Source organism: Thalassospira sp. Z349TD_5 (genome assembly GCF_056173045.1).
Map to the genome: position 1 here is coordinate 2,631,579 of NZ_CM149654.1, position 16,208 is coordinate 2,647,786.

Consider the following 16,208-nt stretch of genomic DNA (forward strand, 5'->3'; position numbering starts at 1 on the left):
AATGCCGCATTCTTGGGGGTTGAACCTTATGAACACCCACGACTTTTGCGTTCCTGACGCGCGCGATCAAGGACAACCGCCGATGCATTCGGGAAGTTATCGATCAGGTGCCCAAAGGTCGTGCAGGCATCTTCATTCTTGCCAAGATTGGCCAGCGACATGCCGAGCTTGAGAAGGTTATCAGGGGCCTTCGTGCTGTCGGGATAGGTCTGGAAACCTTCGGTAAAGGCGATGGCAGCATTTTCAAATTCGCCGCGCACATAATAGGTTTCACCTAACCAATATTGCGCATTACCGGCCAGCGGATCGTTGGGATGATCTTTAACAAAGGTCGAAAGCGCGCTTTCGGCTTCGGAAAACTCCTGACGGCGCAGCAAGCCAAAGGCATTGCGATATTGTTCTTCTGGCGTCACGCCAGCAGCCGCACTTTGCGTCGCGGTCGCCGCCGCCCCGGCAGATGCACCCGCAGCCGCACCGGATGGAATTTGCGGTGGTTGACCCTCGTTTTCGATTACACCAAACAGTTTGGTACCACGATCATTAAGAGGTTCGCCCGAACCGGCCGAACCGTTATCAGCGGTGCCACCTGTGGACCCTGCGGTCTGGCCCGCAGCACTACCCGCAAGCGGTTCTGCCGATGCGCCGTTGCCATTATTGGCAAGTGGCGCACCAGAACCGTTTTCAAGCTGTGTCAGGCGAAAATCGATGTCGGAGACCAGCCGTTCAAGGCGGTCTTCCATTTTGCGGATTCGAAAATCAAACTGTTCGATCTGTCCGGTCAACTGGGTTGCAGAGCGTTGCAGATCATTGATCTGTACTTGCTGACGGGCAGCCGCCGGGGTCGATGGATCACCACCGCCGGTTACCGCCGAGGCAGCATCACCTGCGGGCGGGCCTTCGCGGTAAACATAACGCTGCAGCAAATCGAGATCCTTGCGCAGCTGTTCGACCTGTCGGCCAACGTTTGCATCCTGAGCAAAGGCCGAAACCGATCCGAGGGACGTCATCCCCACCAGAGCGCCAATCGTCAAAGCGACCAACAAGCCAGGACCTTTGCGAACAGATTCAGCCACTTTTCCACGGCCGGTTAGGCGGGAAACGGCTTCAGCGCGATTTGCCGACTCCACGATTTCCTGTGTTTCAGTGGTTGAGCGAACTCGGATCATCATCAGAGCCTGGTGCATTTAATCTGCTCCATTTTGTTTGTTTTTTGGCGTGTCGTTTGGCAAAGCACTGCGTGCAGGATGATGCGGCGCATCGGCGAAACAATATAACGCAGCGAAACGCCGCGAAAAGCAAACCCTTCGGATCGGGATGTCTCTCTGCATTGGTATGTCACCCCTTGTAACCATAGTCACTCTGTGCTTCTACGGACCTTATCCTTGCAGTGTCGCAGGATGCGTCTGGCAAAAAGGGACACATTAAATGCAACAGCCTCTCGGTCCTTTGTCGTCAATGCAATATTACCAAATGCCGATTTGAACAGGGCACGACTACATTTTCAAACATTTTCAGGCGGCAAAAATAAGGCGCCTGCCCCAAACGGGACAGGCGCCTTGATATTCAGTCAGGCTTTAGCCCACACGCGCTTAACGGATAACCGATACAGAGCGGCGGTTTTTGGCCCAGCTTTCTTCGTCATGGCCAAGAGCAACAGGGCGCTCTTTGCCATAGGAAATGGTTTCAACGCGCGACGGGTCAATGCCCAGAGCGATCAGATAATCTTTGACCGAGCTTGCGCGACGTTCGCCGAGTGCAAGGTTGTATTCACGGGTGCCGCGTTCGTCGGCATGACCTTCAACAACAACTTTGTACTGCGGGTATTTTTTCAACCAAGCAGCCTGCAGTTCGAGGGTGCGACGTGCTTCACCGGCCAGGTCATATTTGTCCAGGCCAAAGAATACGCGGTCACCAACGTTAACAGCAAACCACTCAGGGCTGCTTTCGGAAAGCGAGGTGCTGGTAGACGGCTGGTTTACAGTCGATACACCTTCGCCACCAGTGGTAGCTGAGCTATCAGGAGCAGTTTCACATGCAGCCAGAAGCGCGGCAGCAGCAAAGACGCTGAGAATACGAAGTTTCATTTAAAATTTCCCCTTAACACCGGACGCATTCGCCCGAGTTGGTGTTTTCCATGTCTCGCGACACCGAAAATGCCCGCGATTTAAGCGAATCGCATTCAGTGCTTCGCGATGACTATACTCTTGAGATATCAGGGAATCAAGGGCGACCATGCAGGATCCGACCCATCCGCAGGTGTAACGATCTCTCGCTCGTTATAACCTGTCAGATCAATCGAATACAAACGAAAGCGATCCTTGGTTCCGTCCTTGGACGGATGCTGGCGATGATACATCAACACCCGGCCGTTCGGCGCCCATGTTGGGCCCTCTACGAGGAACCCTTCGGCCAGCAGTCTTTCTCCACTACCGTCTGGCCGCATTACGCCGATATAGAACCTTCCTCCTTGCGATTTCGTGAATGCAATCAGGTCTCCGCGAGGCGACCAGACCGGAGTGGAATAAAGGCCACCACCGAAACTGATACGCTGTACGCCGCTACCGTCGGCATTCATCACATAGATTTGTTGTGCGCCGCTGCGATCGGAGTTGAACGCAATGCGCGACCCATCTGGCGAGTAGGATGGCGACGTATCCACGGCAGGATGTCGCGTAAGCTGACGTTTTTCACGGGTGCGAAGGTCAAGTTCATAAACTTCGCTGTTACCGTCTAACGCCTGCGACATCACAACCGAGTTGCCGTCTGGTGCGAATCGGGGCGCGAAAGTCATCCCCGGAAAATCGCCCAGCAATTCCAACTCGCCGGTATCAATATCCAAAACATACACGCGTGGCTTGTCGTTAAAGTACGACATATAGACCACTTCCTGTGCCGTCGGCGAGAACCGCGGGTTCAGCACAAGGAACCGACCATCGGACAGGAACCGGTGGTTTGCACCATCTTGATCCATGATTGCCAACCGCTTATTGCGGTTGTCAGCCGGACCTGTTTCCGAAACATAAACAATACGGGTATCGAAATAACCGCTTTCGCCTGTGATCCGCTTATAGATTTCATCAGCGATCTTATGGGCAATGCGGCGCCAGTTATTGGGTTGTGTGCGATACGCAACACCCGCCATCTGGTTTTCGGCCAACACGTCCCACAGGCGGAATTCAACACGCAGAAGACCGTTTGCTTCGGTGACCACCCGTCCGTTCACCAAGGCCTGCGCATTAATCGCGCGCCATTCGGCAAAGTTCGGGTTCACCGCAAGCGACGCGGCACTTTGGATGAACGCCTTTTCATTGATCGGCGAAAACAGTCCCGAACGTTCCAGATCAGCACTGATGACCTGCGTCATGTTCTGACCGATTTCCGTTTCGGCAACCCCGTCGCCCGGGAACCGGGCAACAGCAATTGGCATCGGTTTAAGCTCACCTCTGGTGATATCAATCCGAAGTTCTGCCTGTGCCGGCGCAATGAAACCAAAATTCAGGCCAGCGACGACAGCAAGCGCGCACAGCCCTGCAAGGCCGCGGCTCACCATATTTCGTGTTCGTACGTTGGTCTTGATCGTCATCCTGCCTCGCTATTTTCCACGCGTGTTCAAGAACTTATAATTCAAAGGCCCAGCATTTCACGCATGTCAAAATTGAACGTGAATGTGCGCCACATTTCGTATTTATCCAGCGGCAGTTTCAGAGGGCTGCATTGCGGATTTAGCACAGCTCGAAGTGCACTTTCCGCAATTGTTCGACGTGATACATCACCCTGAATATCGTTCAGGTTGCTGATTTGCGCCTGTCGAACAGTCCCGTCCGGGTTTGCGCTGACATGGATTTCCACCGCAAACGCGCCTGCTTCCTTCGCCCCAGCCGGTGGGCTCCAGCATTTTTCAATCTGACGTTTGACCGCATCAAGTTCGCTCATGGTCAGATTCTGCATCAAGCCGGGTTGCCACCACTTCGCTCGCATTTTCTTCCGGGGTTTCCTCGGGCTGCGGCTCTGTTGGGCTGGCTTCTGATGTTTCCTTAAGCTTGCGAACGTCCTTTAGGATATTGTCCAGAAGGCGCTTTTTCGGCTCCTCCTTCTTGGGCTCTTCCTTTTTCGGTTCGGTCTTTTTGACCGGTTCAGGTTTAGGTGGCGTTGGTTTGCTTTGCGGCGTTACTTCGGCCAACTCCTTAACAGGTTGAGGTTCCGGTGTCGGTTCCGGCTGTTTTTTAACCTCGGGCGTCGGAACCGGCTCGGGCTTGGGAACCGGTTTCGGTTCTGGTTTCGGTTCTGGTTTGGGCTCAGGCTTTGGTTCCGGCTTCGGTTCTGGTTTCGGCTCAGGCTTCGCCACCGGTTTTGGCTCTGGCTTTGCCACCGGTTTAGGTTTTGGCTTTTCTTTCGGCTCGGGCTTTGGCAAGGCCTTGGTCGGTGCAGCGGAAAATTCATCCACCGTCACAACTTCGACCGAGATCGATTGCAAATCCATTGGCGTTTCTTCGAACAGGTCGGGCAAACCGAACCATGCGATCAAAAACAGCACAAAATGCAAACCAAACGATATGAGAGCGTAGCGCAGCATGTCTGGTTACGAACCCTTTTTGGGCAATTCAGCGATCAGGGCGACCTTGGTAAAGCCGGCATCCTTGATCAGTCCCATCACTTCCATCACACGGCCGTAATCAATGGCCTTGTCACCGCGTACGAAAATGCGGGTTTCCTGTTTGTTGTCGGTGATGGCATCGAGTTTTTCGGTCAGGGTTTCCTGTGCGATTTCACTATCCATAATATAGATCGTGCCTTCGCGCGAAACCGATACCACAAGCGGCTCATCCTGCCCGGTCATCGGGGCCGCACTGGTTTCAGGCAGGTTGACGTTGACACCAACCGTCATCAGCGGTGCCGCGACCATAAAGATCACCAGCAGAACCAGCATCACGTCCACCATCGGTGTGACGTTGATGTCGCTCATGGCGGCACGGCGGTTGTTACGACGCCCGCGACGTCCGCTGCCACCTGATCGGGATGAAAGCTGTGCGCCCATGATCAGTCTCTCGCGTCGTCAAGTTGGCGCGACAGGATCGAAGTAAACTCATCAACGAATGCTTCGAGACGGTTGTTATACCGGTTCAGGTCGCTGGAAATCTTGTTGTAGGCCACCACAGCAGGGATAGCTGCAACAAGGCCCATTGCGGTTGCCAAAAGTGCTTCGGCAATCCCCGGCGCAACCACCGCAAGCGATGTATTTTTCGACGCAGCAATCGCCTGGAACGATACCATGATGCCCCAAACGGTTCCGAACAGACCAACAAACGGTGCGGTTGAGCCGACCGATGCCAGGAACGTCATATAACGTTCCACCCGGTCCATTTCACGACCAAGCGTCGTTTCCATGGTTCTTTCAAGGCGCTGCTGCAAACGTGCGCGCATTGTATCGCCCTTGATCCCACGGGCATTCGAGCGACGCCATTCGCGCATGGCCGAGACAAAAATCGCGGACATCGGATCGCGCGGCTTATCGGCAATCCGGTCATACAGATCTTCGAGCGAACCGCCCGACCAAAAGGCTTCTTCAAAAGTACCAGCCTGCGCGCGCAACTTGCGAAGGCGCAGCATTTTTTCGATAACGATAGCCCATACCCAGACCGAAGCCATTAACAGTCCGATCATCACGACTTTGACGACCAGCCCAGCCTGCATGAAAAGCCCCCACAGAGACATGTCATGCGACATGACCGACTGCCCCAGCGTTACCGCGTTGACCACTTGATTTTCCATATTCTCTTTAGTCCTTGTCCACATCCAGATAGCGATTGAACGCCGTTCTCAGTTCATCGGGCAATCTTTGTGCCCGAAGTTCTTCAAGCGACATGCAGGCGAGATATATCTCGATCACCACAAGTTCTTCATCGTCGCGCATCACCTTTTGTTCAAAACCGAGCGACGCGCCCCCAAGCTTTATCACACGGCTTTCCACCGTAAGGCGGTCTTCCAACCGGGCCGCACGACGAAAATCGAGCGTACAGTGTCGAACGGCTATGGCAACTTTGTGGCGTTCTGCAACATTACGATTGGTAAAGCCCAACAGGTTAAGCATCGCTGAACGTGCGCGCTCGGCAAATGCAAGATAGTTGGCGTGATAGACAATACCGCCCGCATCCGTATCCTCGTAAAACACAATCAACGGATAGATATGCCGGTTGCCATCAAGATAGCCCCGCAACGCGTCATGATCGTTTTGTGTCATTCCGATTGATCCCCCGCCGGGCCATCAACCTGACCATCGAACAGATCAGAAAGTGGTACGCCCCCTGCTTCGCGTGGCGGTGTAAGACCAAGGTGCTTAAACCCCTTAATCCCAAGCATACGGCCACGTGGCGTGCGTTGGATCAACCCTTGTTGCAACAAATAAGGCTCGATCACGTCTTCGATTGTATCGCGTTCTTCAGACAGGGCAGCAGCAAGCGTATCGACCCCGACAGGGCCGCCGCCATAGTTCCCGGCGATACAATTCAGATAGCGCCGATCCTGACTGTCCAACCCAAGGTTATCGACCTCAAGCCGGATCAAAGCTGCATCGGCAATAAATTTATCAACCGGTGATTTTTCTGCCACAGAGGCGAAATCACGCACCCGGCGCAACAAACGTCCGGCAATACGCGGTGTTCCGCGCGACCGGCGTGCGATTTCCATGGCCCCTTCGCGGGTCATATCGAAATTCAAAAGTTTCGCACCACGGGCAACGATGGTGACGAGTTCTTCGGGTTCGTAGAATCGAAGACGCAGCGGAATACCAAACCGATCACGCAGCGGTGTGGTCAAAAGCCCCGAACGGGTTGTCGCCCCGACAAGGGTAAAGGGGGGTAAATCAATCCGTACAGACCGTGCGGCCGGACCTTCGCCAATGATCAGATCAAGCTGGAAGTCTTCCATCGCCGGATACAAAATTTCTTCAACCGCCGGGTTCAGACGGTGAATTTCATCAATGAACAGAACGTCGCGTGGCTGAAGGTTTGTCAGCAAGGCGGCAAGATCACCGGCCTTGGAAATGACCGGCCCCGACGTTGCGCGAAAGCCGACACCCAGTTCACTGGCAACGATTTGCGACAAGGTGGTTTTACCAAGACCGGGCGGACCAAAGAACAAAACATGGTCCATGGCTTCTTCACGCGCCCGTGCAGCCCGAATAAAGACATCAAGGTTTTCGCGCACTTCTTTCTGGCCAGTAAAATCATCCAACCGGCGCGGACGCAGCGATCCATCCTGTTGATCTTCGTCGCGACGCTCGCCACTGAGCAGACGGTCTTCTTCCTCGCTCACGCGCTAAGCTCCTTTAGTCCCAAGCGGATCAGAGTATCAATCGACTTGTCCTCACCGGCCAACTGGGCGGCCTTGCCGACCGCACCAAAAGCCTCGGACCGGCCATAGCCAAGATTGACAAGGGCGGATACGGCATCGGCCAACACCACACCATCATCGACAATCGGCTCAACACTTGCTGTGTCGCCACTCACATCATCGGATGATTTTGACGTTTTCTTTGATTTTGAGGCTGCTTTGGCTGGTGCAGCTGCCTCTGTGACAGGTGCCGGCGCGGCAACCGGGCCAAGGTTCAGTTTGGCGGCCTTGTCTTTAAGCTCACCGACAATACGGGTGGCAACCTTGGGGCCAATGCCCGGCGCACGGCAGAGTGCCGTTGTATCCTGTGCCGCCAGGGCGCGCAAAAGATCGGTCGGGCTCAAAACAGACAAAAGGGCCAAGGCGACTTTTGCGCCAACACCTTGCACCGTGGTCAAAAGCGAAAACCACTGCTTTTCGGCGTTATCGGCAAATCCATACAGATGAATATGATCTTCACGGACATGGGTTTCGATCATCAAGCCTGCATCACCGCCCTTTGCAGGCAGCATCGACAGGGTTCGACGGGATGCAAAAACAAGATATCCAACGCCATTCACATCTATAATGACGCTGTCTTCGCCGATGAAATCGATAATTCCACGCAGTTTCGCGATCACCTGTATTTTCTCCCATTCCCTGTTGGTCTGCCGTTGCCTGTCGGTTTGGCTGCCATGGTTGCGGCAAGGGCTCGGTTTCCGGCATGTTGCGCGTGACAAATAGCAACTGCAAGCGCATCGGCGGCATCGGCCCCGGCAATTTCACACCCCGGCAGCAAGGTTGACACCATCATTTCAACCTGTTGTTTGGCTGCGTGACCGGCACCGACCACCGTCTTTTTGACGGCATTGGGTGTATATTCCGTTACCGGGATGCCACTTCGTGCCGGGGCAAGCAAGGCAACACCGCGTGCCTGACCCAGTTTTAGTGTTGAAACAGGGTTCTTGTTCACAAAGGTTTCTTCGACCGCGGCTTCGTCAGGGGTCCATGTTTCGATCACTTCCATCAACCCGGTATGGAGCTGATCAAGACGTTCGGCAAGCGACAGCGACTGGGTCGAACTCACAACCCCGTTGGCAACATGACGCATGCGGTTGTCCTGAAGGTCTATCACCCCCCAGCCAGTACGTTGAAGACCGGGATCAATCCCGAGGAACTCTGACCACAGTGTCACCCTATAATTTACCGATTAGATACAAAACACCCGCCATTCAAAAGCGAAAGGCGGGTGTTGGCAAATACTAATTAGTTATCGAGGCCAGCGACAATTTCGTCGGTCCAGGCAACGTTGGTCCAGACATTCTGAACGTCATCGTTGTCTTCAAGAACATCAACAAGTTTCATGATGCTTTGGGCCTGATCGATTGTGACATCCGCCTCGGTGACGGCACGGAACACCATTTTGGCACTTTCCGGATCACCGAATTTTTCTGTCAAAGCTTCGCGTACCGTATTGAGGTCTTCGAGTTCGGTATCAACGATATGGCTGTCATCGTCAGACTCAACATTGGCAGCCCCAGCTTCGAGGGCGGCTTCAAAGATTTCGTCAGCACCGGCAACGCTCGCCGGATAAACGATTTCGCCAAGACGGTTAAACATGAAGCCAACTGAACCTGTTTCACCAAGGTTACCACCGCTTTTGGTGAAAGCTGCACGAACCTCGGATGCGGTACGGTTACGGTTATCGGTCAACGCTTCGACGATGACGGCAACACCTGCGGTGCCGTATCCTTCGTAGCGGACTTCTTCGTAGTTATCGCCTTCGCCAGCACCGGTCGCCTTTTTGATGGCACGTTCGATGTTGTCCTTGGGCATGTTTTGAGCACGCCCTGCGGAAATTGCCGCACGAAGACGCGGGTTGCTGTCTATATCGTCACTGATTTTTGCAGCAACGGTAATTTCGCGCGCAATCTTGGTGAATATCTTGGCGCGTTTTTTATCCTGGGCACCTTTGCGGTGCATAATGTTCTTAAATTGGGAATGGCCGGCCATAACCTACAACCTGTATTCATTAAACTTCATGTGGATCGGTGCCGACTGACACCACGCTGGCCCTAATGGCATTTCCCCATTCAAGCCAGCCTGTCCGGGCATTTTCAGATACAATAAAGTGCGGTATCTACAAAACGCGCGAACGAAAATTTCGACCGCTCCTATAGCCTGTTTACCCTGCAAGGTCCAGCCATGCTTAGCGAAACGACAGGTCGAAACCCACGTTTGCCATCAAATAACAATGTCGCACCGGCTTTCACATACAAATTTCCATTGAGTTTTTGATACGACTAAAGGTTAAATGTTGCAGTCGCGATAATATTCTTCCATTAATGGGTATCGCTTAGGCAATAAACAAAAAAGAACTCTTAGGGATTGTACGACTGCCCACAAAATCAATGGGTTCACCCACCCGGGCGGTTAACAAGAACCTCGACGGACGCAGAAGCTGTCAGGGAAAAGTCAGGAAACAAAAAGGTAGAAAGAATGGGAACTAAATTCGGGGTCCAAAGCAAATTATTGATTTCGTTTGCTGTGGTTGGATTGATGGCTGTCGTTTCGGCTGTTGTCGGTGGCGTATCATTTACCAAATTCGGTGATGCGCTCACGACCATCACTGAGGAAAAACTTCCACCAATTGCCGCCGCACAGCGACTAGCAACCGGCAGTGCAGAAATTGTTGCCATCGCACCACGTATCGTTGCCTCGGCAAGTACCGAAGAAGAAATTGCCATCAATGATGAACTTGCTGTGCGTCTTTCGGCACTGGTGACTGACATCAACGAGATTGAAGCCACAGGTTTCATGCCAGAAGTCATCGCCAGCATCAATGACAGTCGCAATCTTCTTCAGGGTACGCTTGAGCAGCTTCATACAGTTACGCAGGAACGGTTTTCCGTCTCCAATGAAAAAGCCGAGAAGCTGACAGAATTCCAAAACCTGGCAAAGCGATATGCCGATACTTTGAAGCCGGTTCTGTCCTATACCCAGAACGATATTTCCCAAGGCGGGCAATATGCAGCGTCATTCGCGGAGGACTCCTCGCGCCAATATAGCGAGGGCAAGGAACAAATCCTTGAGACCTTCGTGAAATTGGCATCTGCGATTGATACGCGCACACCGATTCTTGAGATCGAGCGCCTTGGCTCTGCTGCGTCAAACATGATTATTGCCAGCACGACGGAAACACAGGCTGTTCGTCTTTCGATCATTCCTGTTCGTATTCGTGGTGTCTATACCGATGCACTCGATAAGCTGGAGGCGCTCGACAATGATCGTCTCAAAACATTCTATGCCGATCTAATCGACAAAATGCAGGCGCTTTCGATTGGCGACAACAGCCTTCCCGATCTTCGTAAACGTGAACTTGCCGCGACCGAAAGCAGTCAGGCACTGGTTGTTCAAAGTGCCGAATATGCCACCGCGATGCGCAACAGCGTAAATGAGCTGGTCTCAGCCCTGAACGCCGAAGTCGATGCTGCTGCTGCTGAGGCAAATATTGTCCAAAAACAAGGCCTGACCGCATTGTTCGTGGTTGCAATTGCTGCGATTCTGATTTCGCTTGCGATTTATGTGCTCTATGTTCGTGGCAACGTACTGCGCCGTCTTGGCGGGTTGCAGAAAACCATGGTTCAGCTGGCGGACGGCAACCTTGAAGTTGCGGTACCGTCCAAAGGCAACGATGAAATCAGCGCCATGGGCCGTGCAGTTGACGTGTTCAAAGATAATGCGATCAAGGTCCGCGACATGCAGGCCGAAGAAGAACGCCTTAACCATGAACGCAACGAAGCGCTGCGCGATGAACTTCTTGGCCTTGCCGATACGCTTCAGAACGAAGTCGAAAGTGCTGTGAATGAAATCGCAGCTCTTGGTGATCAGTTGCAAGGTGTGTCGGGTCAGATGACCTCAAGTGCCGAACTGGTTTCGGGTCAGACCGAAGAAGTCGCCAACTCGGCACAAGAAGCCACCGGCAACGTTGAAACAGTTGCCGCAGCGACCGAACAGCTGTCGGCATCGAACGCGGAAATCAACCGTCAAATGGCGGAATCAACCCGGATTTCCGGCGAAGCATCGACCCGTGCACAGGAAACCAACGAACTGGTGGTCAGCCTGTCACAGTCGGCAGATCGCATTGGCGAAGTCATTGCGTTGATTACCGACATTGCCGAACAGACCAACCTTCTCGCCCTCAACGCAACGATTGAGGCCGCCCGTGCCGGTGATGCCGGCAAAGGCTTTGCCGTTGTCGCCGCCGAGGTCAAAAACCTTGCCAACCAGACGGAAAAAGCAACCGAAGAAATTTCGGGGCAGATTTCCGGCATTCAGAAGGCAACCGGTGAATTGGTGACGGCCATCGGTGATATTGGTCGAATTATTGAAAACCTCAATGAAATCGCAACCACCATTTCGGCTGCGGTCGAGGAACAGGGTGCTGCAACCGACGAAATCACCCGGAACGTTCGCGGTGCAGCGGATCGCACCCGTTCGGTATCGTCGTCGATTACCGAGGTTTCCGCCGAAACCAGCAAGACTGGCGAACTTTCAAGCCAGGTCCTGTTGACGGCACAAGAAGCCTCGCAAAAGGTCGAAAACTTGCGATCACGGATCAACACAATCCTCGACGATCTGCGCCAGCAGGCACATGATCGCGCGGCTTCCTGATCCAAAACTGCTTTGTGATCCTGACGAAAGGCCCGCCGCGATGGCGGGCCTTTTTTATGGCCAGTTTGTTCCCCCTACTCTTGGCATTGAGCGGCAGCGCACAAACAACCTATACGTAGGACTAAGGGGAAAAACTCGTGCTTGTGTTGCAAAGGCTATGCTATAGCTTTGTCTAATAACAATAACATAAGCCACCTTTCCTCATCTGAACTGCCGCCCCACACACTGGCAGAACAGATGTCCTCCGAAAGCGGCATTCCCGGGAAGTTTCATCTGAGAGACCCGTACAACGTGCGTCGATGCAGCAATGTGTCGGCACCCGGCTTATTCGTCTATGGGGATACCAAATAATGGGATTGAATATAAAACGCGGCAACAAGCCGTCTGCGCCGAAAGCGGCGGGAAAATCGGGATTGGGCGTACGCGAAAAACTGGCGGGTGCCTTTTTCCTGGTTGGCCTTATTGCTGTATTAGCAGCAGCCGTTTCCGTATTTTCATTTAATAAATTTGGCACTCGACTTGACGAGATTGCCTATGAACAACTGCCACCAATGTTCACAGCTCAGCAACTGGCAACCGAAAGCGTAAAGATCGTCGCATCCGCACCGCGGATTGTTGCGGCATCAACACCGTCCGAAGAGCAGGTTGTCAAAATCGAACTCGACATGTTGCTCGATGGCTTGCGCGAAGAGCTTGAGAAACTCGCGCAATCAGGGATGTCACCTGAATCCCTGTCACATATCGAAAAAAGCGGGCAAGACCTTGCCGGTGGCTTGGAAGAGCTGCACCAAAAAACTCTGAACCGCTTTGAAGTTGCTGCTGAAATTTCCGAGAAGCTTGATCAGTTCCAGCAGCTGAGCGGTCGCTTTGCATCAATGATCAAACCATTGACATCGATGTCACAAAATCAAATTTCCACTGTTGCAGCCCAAGTCGAAGAACTGCGCAAAAGCGGCAATTATCTGACACCTGATCAGCTGACCCAAAGCAAAGATCTGCTGTTTACGCTTGATACAACGCTCAGCGACCGTGCGCCGATCCTCGAATTGGCACGTCTTGGCGGGGAAATAACCAACACAATTTTGAGCACTGCGTCATCAAGTGACTCGACGCGCCTAAAAATCACCAGCGTTCAGATCCGTGGCACAATTGATCAAGCCGAAAAAACCATCAATGGCCTTGAAAACAAGAAACTTCAGAAGTTTTATCTTGGTCTGATCAAGGACATTCGTGAGCTGACGGTTGGGGATGCAAGCATCCCGGCGTTACGGATGCGCGAACTTGAACTGTCCGAAGAACAGGCCGCTGCCGTTGTCCATACTGCAGAATACGCAACCGCCATGGAAAATGGCGTCAATGCGATGGTCGAGGCCCTTCAAACCGGCGTAGACCGGGCTGCAGGTGATGCAAACACACTCAACACCCAAAGTACCTATGTCATGTACGGGGTTGGTGCCGCAGCAATCCTTATCCCGTTACTGATATTTGTCGTCTATGTGCGTGGTAACCTTTTACGTCGTTTGGCCGGTTTGCAGAAAACCATGGTTTCGCTGGCGGATGGTGATCTTGACGTCGATGTTCCGTCCAAAGGGCATGACGAAATTTCCGCTATGGGACGCGCTGTTGATGTGTTTAAGGAAAATGCGATCAAGGTCCGCGATATGCAGGCAGAAGAAGAGCACCTTAACCGTGAACGCAATGAAGCGCTGCGCGACGAGCTTCTTGGTCTGGCTGATACACTTCAGGATGAAGTCGAAACAGCGGTCAATGAAATCGCCACCCTTGCCGATCAGCTTCAGGGGGTTTCGGGTCAGATGACCCACAGTGCCGAACTGGTATCCACCCAGAGCGAAGATGTCGCAACATCGGCACAGGAAGCCACCGGCAACGTTGAAACGGTTGCCGCCGCAACCGAGCAACTTTCGGCATCCAACGCCGAGATTAATCGCCAGATGGCAGAGACGACGCGTATCTCTAACGAGGCGTCTCAACGTGCACAGCACACCAACGAACTGGTACACAGCCTGTCGCAATCGGCCGGTCGTATTGGCGAGGTTATCGCGCTGATTACCGACATTGCCGAACAAACCAACCTTCTGGCACTGAACGCAACGATTGAGGCCGCCCGTGCGGGTGACGCTGGCAAAGGCTTTGCCGTTGTCGCCGCCGAGGTCAAAAACCTTGCCAATCAGACAGAAAAAGCGACCGAAGAAATCGCCGGTCAGATTTCCGGTATCCAGAAGGCAACAGGTGAGTCTGTGACAGCCATCGGTGATATCGGAACGATCATTACCAGCCTCAATGAAATCGCCACCACGATTTCAGCAGCTGTCGAAGAACAGGGGGCCGCGACCGATGAGATCACGCGAAATGTGCGTGGGGCAGCAGACAGAACCCGTTCGGTATCAGCATCCATTACCGAGGTTGCCAACGAGACGGGTAAAACCGGCCAGTTGTCTGGCGAAGTTCTAACCACATCCAAGGTCGCATCCGAGAAAGTCAGTGAAATGCGCAACCGCATCACCAACATTCTTGAAGATCTGCGTCAGCAGGCCCGCGACCGCGCTGCCTGATCATTTGCTTAGGCGTCAAACATCTAAAACAAAGGCCCGCCAAATCGAGCCTGTGTCAAAACCCCGCTGCTCCTGTAGCGGGGTTTTTCATAAACTGTGTGTGTTTTCCTCATACGGGGGCGAGCAAGAGCCTTTCGAAGATGTTTTTTGCCCCGAGAATGTTGATGGCGCGCTTGAGATTGAAAGCTGTGACGGATAAGGCCATTTCTGCCTTGACCGCAGGCAAGCCCCGGCACAGGAACCTCGGTGTTCCCATCATGTGTTTGAGAATGCCAAACGGATGTTCGACAAGGGATTTTCGTCGTGTCATCGCCTCGGGATGGTCCGCCATGCGTTGGGCCGTTTGCTCGAGGGTCCCCTCAAGCAAATGGCGGCTGACCCGTCGCCGGTCGACTTTGGTGCAACGGGATTTGTGCGCACAGGCGGCGCAATCCTTCGGATCGGCCACGTAATTGGCGCTCTGGTTCTTGCGCGAGGCATTCTCGAAGGACAGGACATTTCCTGCCGGACAGATATAATGCTGCTTGGCTGCATCCCAGTCGAAGTCGGACTTTTCAAAGAAATCACCATGCGTGTTACGTGAGCGAGGATGGGGAACAAAAGCGGTGATGCCATCTTCGTCACAGGCCGCGATCTGCTCTGCATCGGCATAGCCCGCATCGGCCAGAATATCTATCTTTGTGCGCTCAAGCACGTCCTTTGCTGCTTTGGCGACCCGATGCAATTCATTCTGGTCCGATGTCGCCTGTGTCACTTCATGATGAGCGATCAGCCCGTGGGCATCATCGACCGCAGACTGAAGATTGTAGCCGACAATCCGGCCTTTGCCTGATCGCATGATCCGGGCATCCCCATCTCCGATAACCACCTGTGTCTGTCCCATCTCGTCCATCAGAAGCACCGACTGGGCCAGATCGGCTTTCTGCGCGCGCAACTTTGCAAGGGTTGCACGCACATCACCTGTTTTACCTCCTGTGCCGCCCGGGACGTCCGACGGGGTGTGCCGACGGGCCATCCGTAGCATTCTGGCTATGGTCAATGGCGTCCATCTCTGCGAGATAGTCCGATATTTGCCGGTCAATATCGGCGATCCGCTTTTGAAGCTGTGACTTCGTCCAGACTTTTTGCGGACTGGTATCTGCCTGGAATTTCGATCCGTCCACGGCCAGGCACTGACCCGCGATCAGCCCTTCCCCGCGCAGAAACAGCACAAGACTGCGACAAACCCGGCCTATCCCCTCCCGGTTCGTTCGGCGGAAATCGGCAATCGTCTTGAAATCAGGGGCCAAACGGTCCAGCAGCCACAAAAGTTCGATATTGCGGTGGCATTCGCGTTCCAGCCCCCGGCTCGAACGCAAACGGTTCAGATAGCCATACAGATACAATTTCAGAAGAACGCAAGGATGATAGCCCGGACGACCTGTCGCCTTTGGCTGCACCCGGACAAAACCCAGTGCCTGTAGATCAAGGGCCGAGACAAAGGCATCAATCACCCGCACCCCATTGTCATCGGCAACAAGATCATCAAGCCGGTCCGGGAAAAGTGTTCCCTGTTCGCGACTGGTTCCTTCGATAAAGCCTGACATAAAAAAA

At 53.5% G+C, this 16,208-nt stretch carries 15 protein-coding genes and 1 pseudogene; 2 read left to right on the forward strand and 14 right to left on the reverse strand.

Annotation, left to right across the window (positions count from 1 at the left end):
- Positions 1-26 precede the first annotated feature (26 nt).
- The 12 genes from ybgF to AC0VXT_RS12125 form a co-directional block, all read right to left on the reverse strand.
- A complete protein-coding gene (gene ybgF, locus AC0VXT_RS12070; protein ID WP_475545639.1) occupies positions 27-1,073 on the reverse strand; it encodes a tol-pal system protein YbgF in 1,047 nt (348 codons plus the stop codon).
- A 516-nt stretch (positions 1,074-1,589) separates the two neighbouring features.
- Positions 1,590-2,084: a peptidoglycan-associated lipoprotein Pal gene (gene pal / locus AC0VXT_RS12075; RefSeq protein WP_022730351.1), complete on the reverse strand. Its 495-nt coding sequence runs from the start codon at positions 2,082-2,084 to the stop codon at positions 1,590-1,592.
- A gap of 128 nt (positions 2,085-2,212) precedes the next feature.
- Complete coding sequence (gene tolB / locus AC0VXT_RS12080; protein WP_028791204.1) at positions 2,213-3,550, reverse strand: Tol-Pal system beta propeller repeat protein TolB; 1,338 nt, start codon at positions 3,548-3,550, stop codon at positions 2,213-2,215.
- Positions 3,551-3,624: 74 nt separating this feature from the next.
- Positions 3,625-3,933, reverse strand: a complete 309-nt coding sequence (locus tag AC0VXT_RS12085) for an energy transducer TonB (protein ID WP_475545640.1) — start codon at positions 3,931-3,933, stop codon at positions 3,625-3,627.
- Positions 3,920-4,573: a hypothetical protein gene (locus AC0VXT_RS12090; RefSeq protein WP_475545641.1), complete on the reverse strand. Its 654-nt coding sequence runs from the start codon at positions 4,571-4,573 to the stop codon at positions 3,920-3,922. The genes AC0VXT_RS12085 and AC0VXT_RS12090 overlap by 14 nt, the downstream gene beginning before the upstream one ends.
- Before the next feature lie 6 nt (positions 4,574-4,579).
- Complete coding sequence (tolR, locus tag AC0VXT_RS12095) at positions 4,580-5,035, reverse strand: protein TolR (RefSeq protein ID WP_475545642.1); 456 nt, start codon at positions 5,033-5,035, stop codon at positions 4,580-4,582.
- Between the two features lie 2 nt (positions 5,036-5,037).
- Positions 5,038-5,769 (reverse strand): protein TolQ, encoded by a 732-nt coding sequence (gene tolQ / locus AC0VXT_RS12100; protein ID WP_475545643.1) that lies wholly within the window; start codon positions 5,767-5,769, stop codon positions 5,038-5,040.
- Between the two features lie 7 nt (positions 5,770-5,776).
- Entirely contained in the window at positions 5,777-6,238 is a 462-nt protein-coding gene (locus AC0VXT_RS12105; protein ID WP_022730346.1) for a YbgC/FadM family acyl-CoA thioesterase, read from the reverse strand.
- Positions 6,235-7,311 (reverse strand): Holliday junction branch migration DNA helicase RuvB, encoded by a 1,077-nt coding sequence (ruvB, locus tag AC0VXT_RS12110; RefSeq protein WP_101304872.1) that lies wholly within the window; start codon positions 7,309-7,311, stop codon positions 6,235-6,237. The genes AC0VXT_RS12105 and ruvB overlap by 4 nt, the downstream gene beginning before the upstream one ends.
- On the reverse strand, positions 7,308-8,009 hold the full coding sequence (ruvA, locus tag AC0VXT_RS12115) for a Holliday junction branch migration protein RuvA (RefSeq protein WP_475545644.1): 702 nt from the start codon (positions 8,007-8,009) through the stop codon (positions 7,308-7,310). The genes ruvB and ruvA overlap by 4 nt, the downstream gene beginning before the upstream one ends.
- Positions 8,006-8,563, reverse strand: a complete 558-nt coding sequence (gene ruvC, locus AC0VXT_RS12120) for a crossover junction endodeoxyribonuclease RuvC (RefSeq protein WP_475545645.1) — start codon at positions 8,561-8,563, stop codon at positions 8,006-8,008. Before ruvC ends, ruvA begins: the two co-directional genes overlap by 4 nt.
- A gap of 71 nt (positions 8,564-8,634) precedes the next feature.
- On the reverse strand, positions 8,635-9,381 hold the full coding sequence (locus AC0VXT_RS12125; protein WP_102784816.1) for a YebC/PmpR family DNA-binding transcriptional regulator: 747 nt from the start codon (positions 9,379-9,381) through the stop codon (positions 8,635-8,637).
- Positions 9,382-9,927: 546 nt separating this feature from the next.
- On the opposite strand from AC0VXT_RS12125, the gene AC0VXT_RS12130 reads away from it, so the two are divergent.
- Positions 9,928-12,042: a methyl-accepting chemotaxis protein gene (locus AC0VXT_RS12130; protein ID WP_475545646.1), complete on the forward strand. Its 2,115-nt coding sequence runs from the start codon at positions 9,928-9,930 to the stop codon at positions 12,040-12,042.
- A 350-nt stretch (positions 12,043-12,392) separates the two neighbouring features.
- Complete coding sequence (locus AC0VXT_RS12135) at positions 12,393-14,615, forward strand: methyl-accepting chemotaxis protein (RefSeq protein WP_475545647.1); 2,223 nt, start codon at positions 12,393-12,395, stop codon at positions 14,613-14,615.
- A gap of 109 nt (positions 14,616-14,724) precedes the next feature.
- Here the strand turns inward: AC0VXT_RS12135 and AC0VXT_RS12140 are convergent, their stop codons facing one another.
- Entirely contained in the window at positions 14,725-15,630 is a 906-nt protein-coding gene (locus tag AC0VXT_RS12140; protein ID WP_475545648.1) for a transposase, read from the reverse strand.
- Between the two features lie 228 nt (positions 15,631-15,858).
- Positions 15,859-16,201, reverse strand: a pseudogene (locus AC0VXT_RS12145) (transposase); the annotation flags it as partial.
- Positions 16,202-16,208 lie beyond the last annotated feature (7 nt).

What these genes read in the sequence shown, in the direction of transcription:
- tolB (WP_028791204.1), bottom strand. Translation starts at nt 3,550, where the DNA reads ATGGTGAGCCGCGGCCTTGCAGGGCTGTGCGCGCTTGCTGTCGTCGCT.
- AC0VXT_RS12085 (WP_475545640.1), bottom strand. Translation starts at nt 3,933, where the DNA reads ATGAGCGAACTTGATGCGGTCAAACGTCAGATTGAAAAATGCTGGAGC.
- AC0VXT_RS12090 (WP_475545641.1), bottom strand. Translation starts at nt 4,573, where the DNA reads ATGCTGCGCTACGCTCTCATATCGTTTGGTTTGCATTTTGTGCTGTTT.
- tolQ (WP_475545643.1), bottom strand. Translation starts at nt 5,769, where the DNA reads ATGGAAAATCAAGTGGTCAACGCGGTAACGCTGGGGCAGTCGGTCATG.
- AC0VXT_RS12135 (WP_475545647.1), top strand. Translation starts at nt 12,393, where the DNA reads ATGGGATTGAATATAAAACGCGGCAACAAGCCGTCTGCGCCGAAAGCG.
- AC0VXT_RS12130 (WP_475545646.1), top strand. Translation starts at nt 9,928, where the DNA reads ATGGCTGTCGTTTCGGCTGTTGTCGGTGGCGTATCATTTACCAAATTC.
- AC0VXT_RS12105 (WP_022730346.1), bottom strand. Translation starts at nt 6,238, where the DNA reads ATGACACAAAACGATCATGACGCGTTGCGGGGCTATCTTGATGGCAAC.
- tolR (WP_475545642.1), bottom strand. Translation starts at nt 5,035, where the DNA reads ATGGGCGCACAGCTTTCATCCCGATCAGGTGGCAGCGGACGTCGCGGG.
- pal (WP_022730351.1), bottom strand. Translation starts at nt 2,084, where the DNA reads ATGAAACTTCGTATTCTCAGCGTCTTTGCTGCTGCCGCGCTTCTGGCT.
- AC0VXT_RS12125 (WP_102784816.1), bottom strand. Translation starts at nt 9,381, where the DNA reads ATGGCCGGCCATTCCCAATTTAAGAACATTATGCACCGCAAAGGTGCC.
- AC0VXT_RS12140 (WP_475545648.1), bottom strand. Translation starts at nt 15,630, where the DNA reads ATGGCCCGTCGGCACACCCCGTCGGACGTCCCGGGCGGCACAGGAGGT.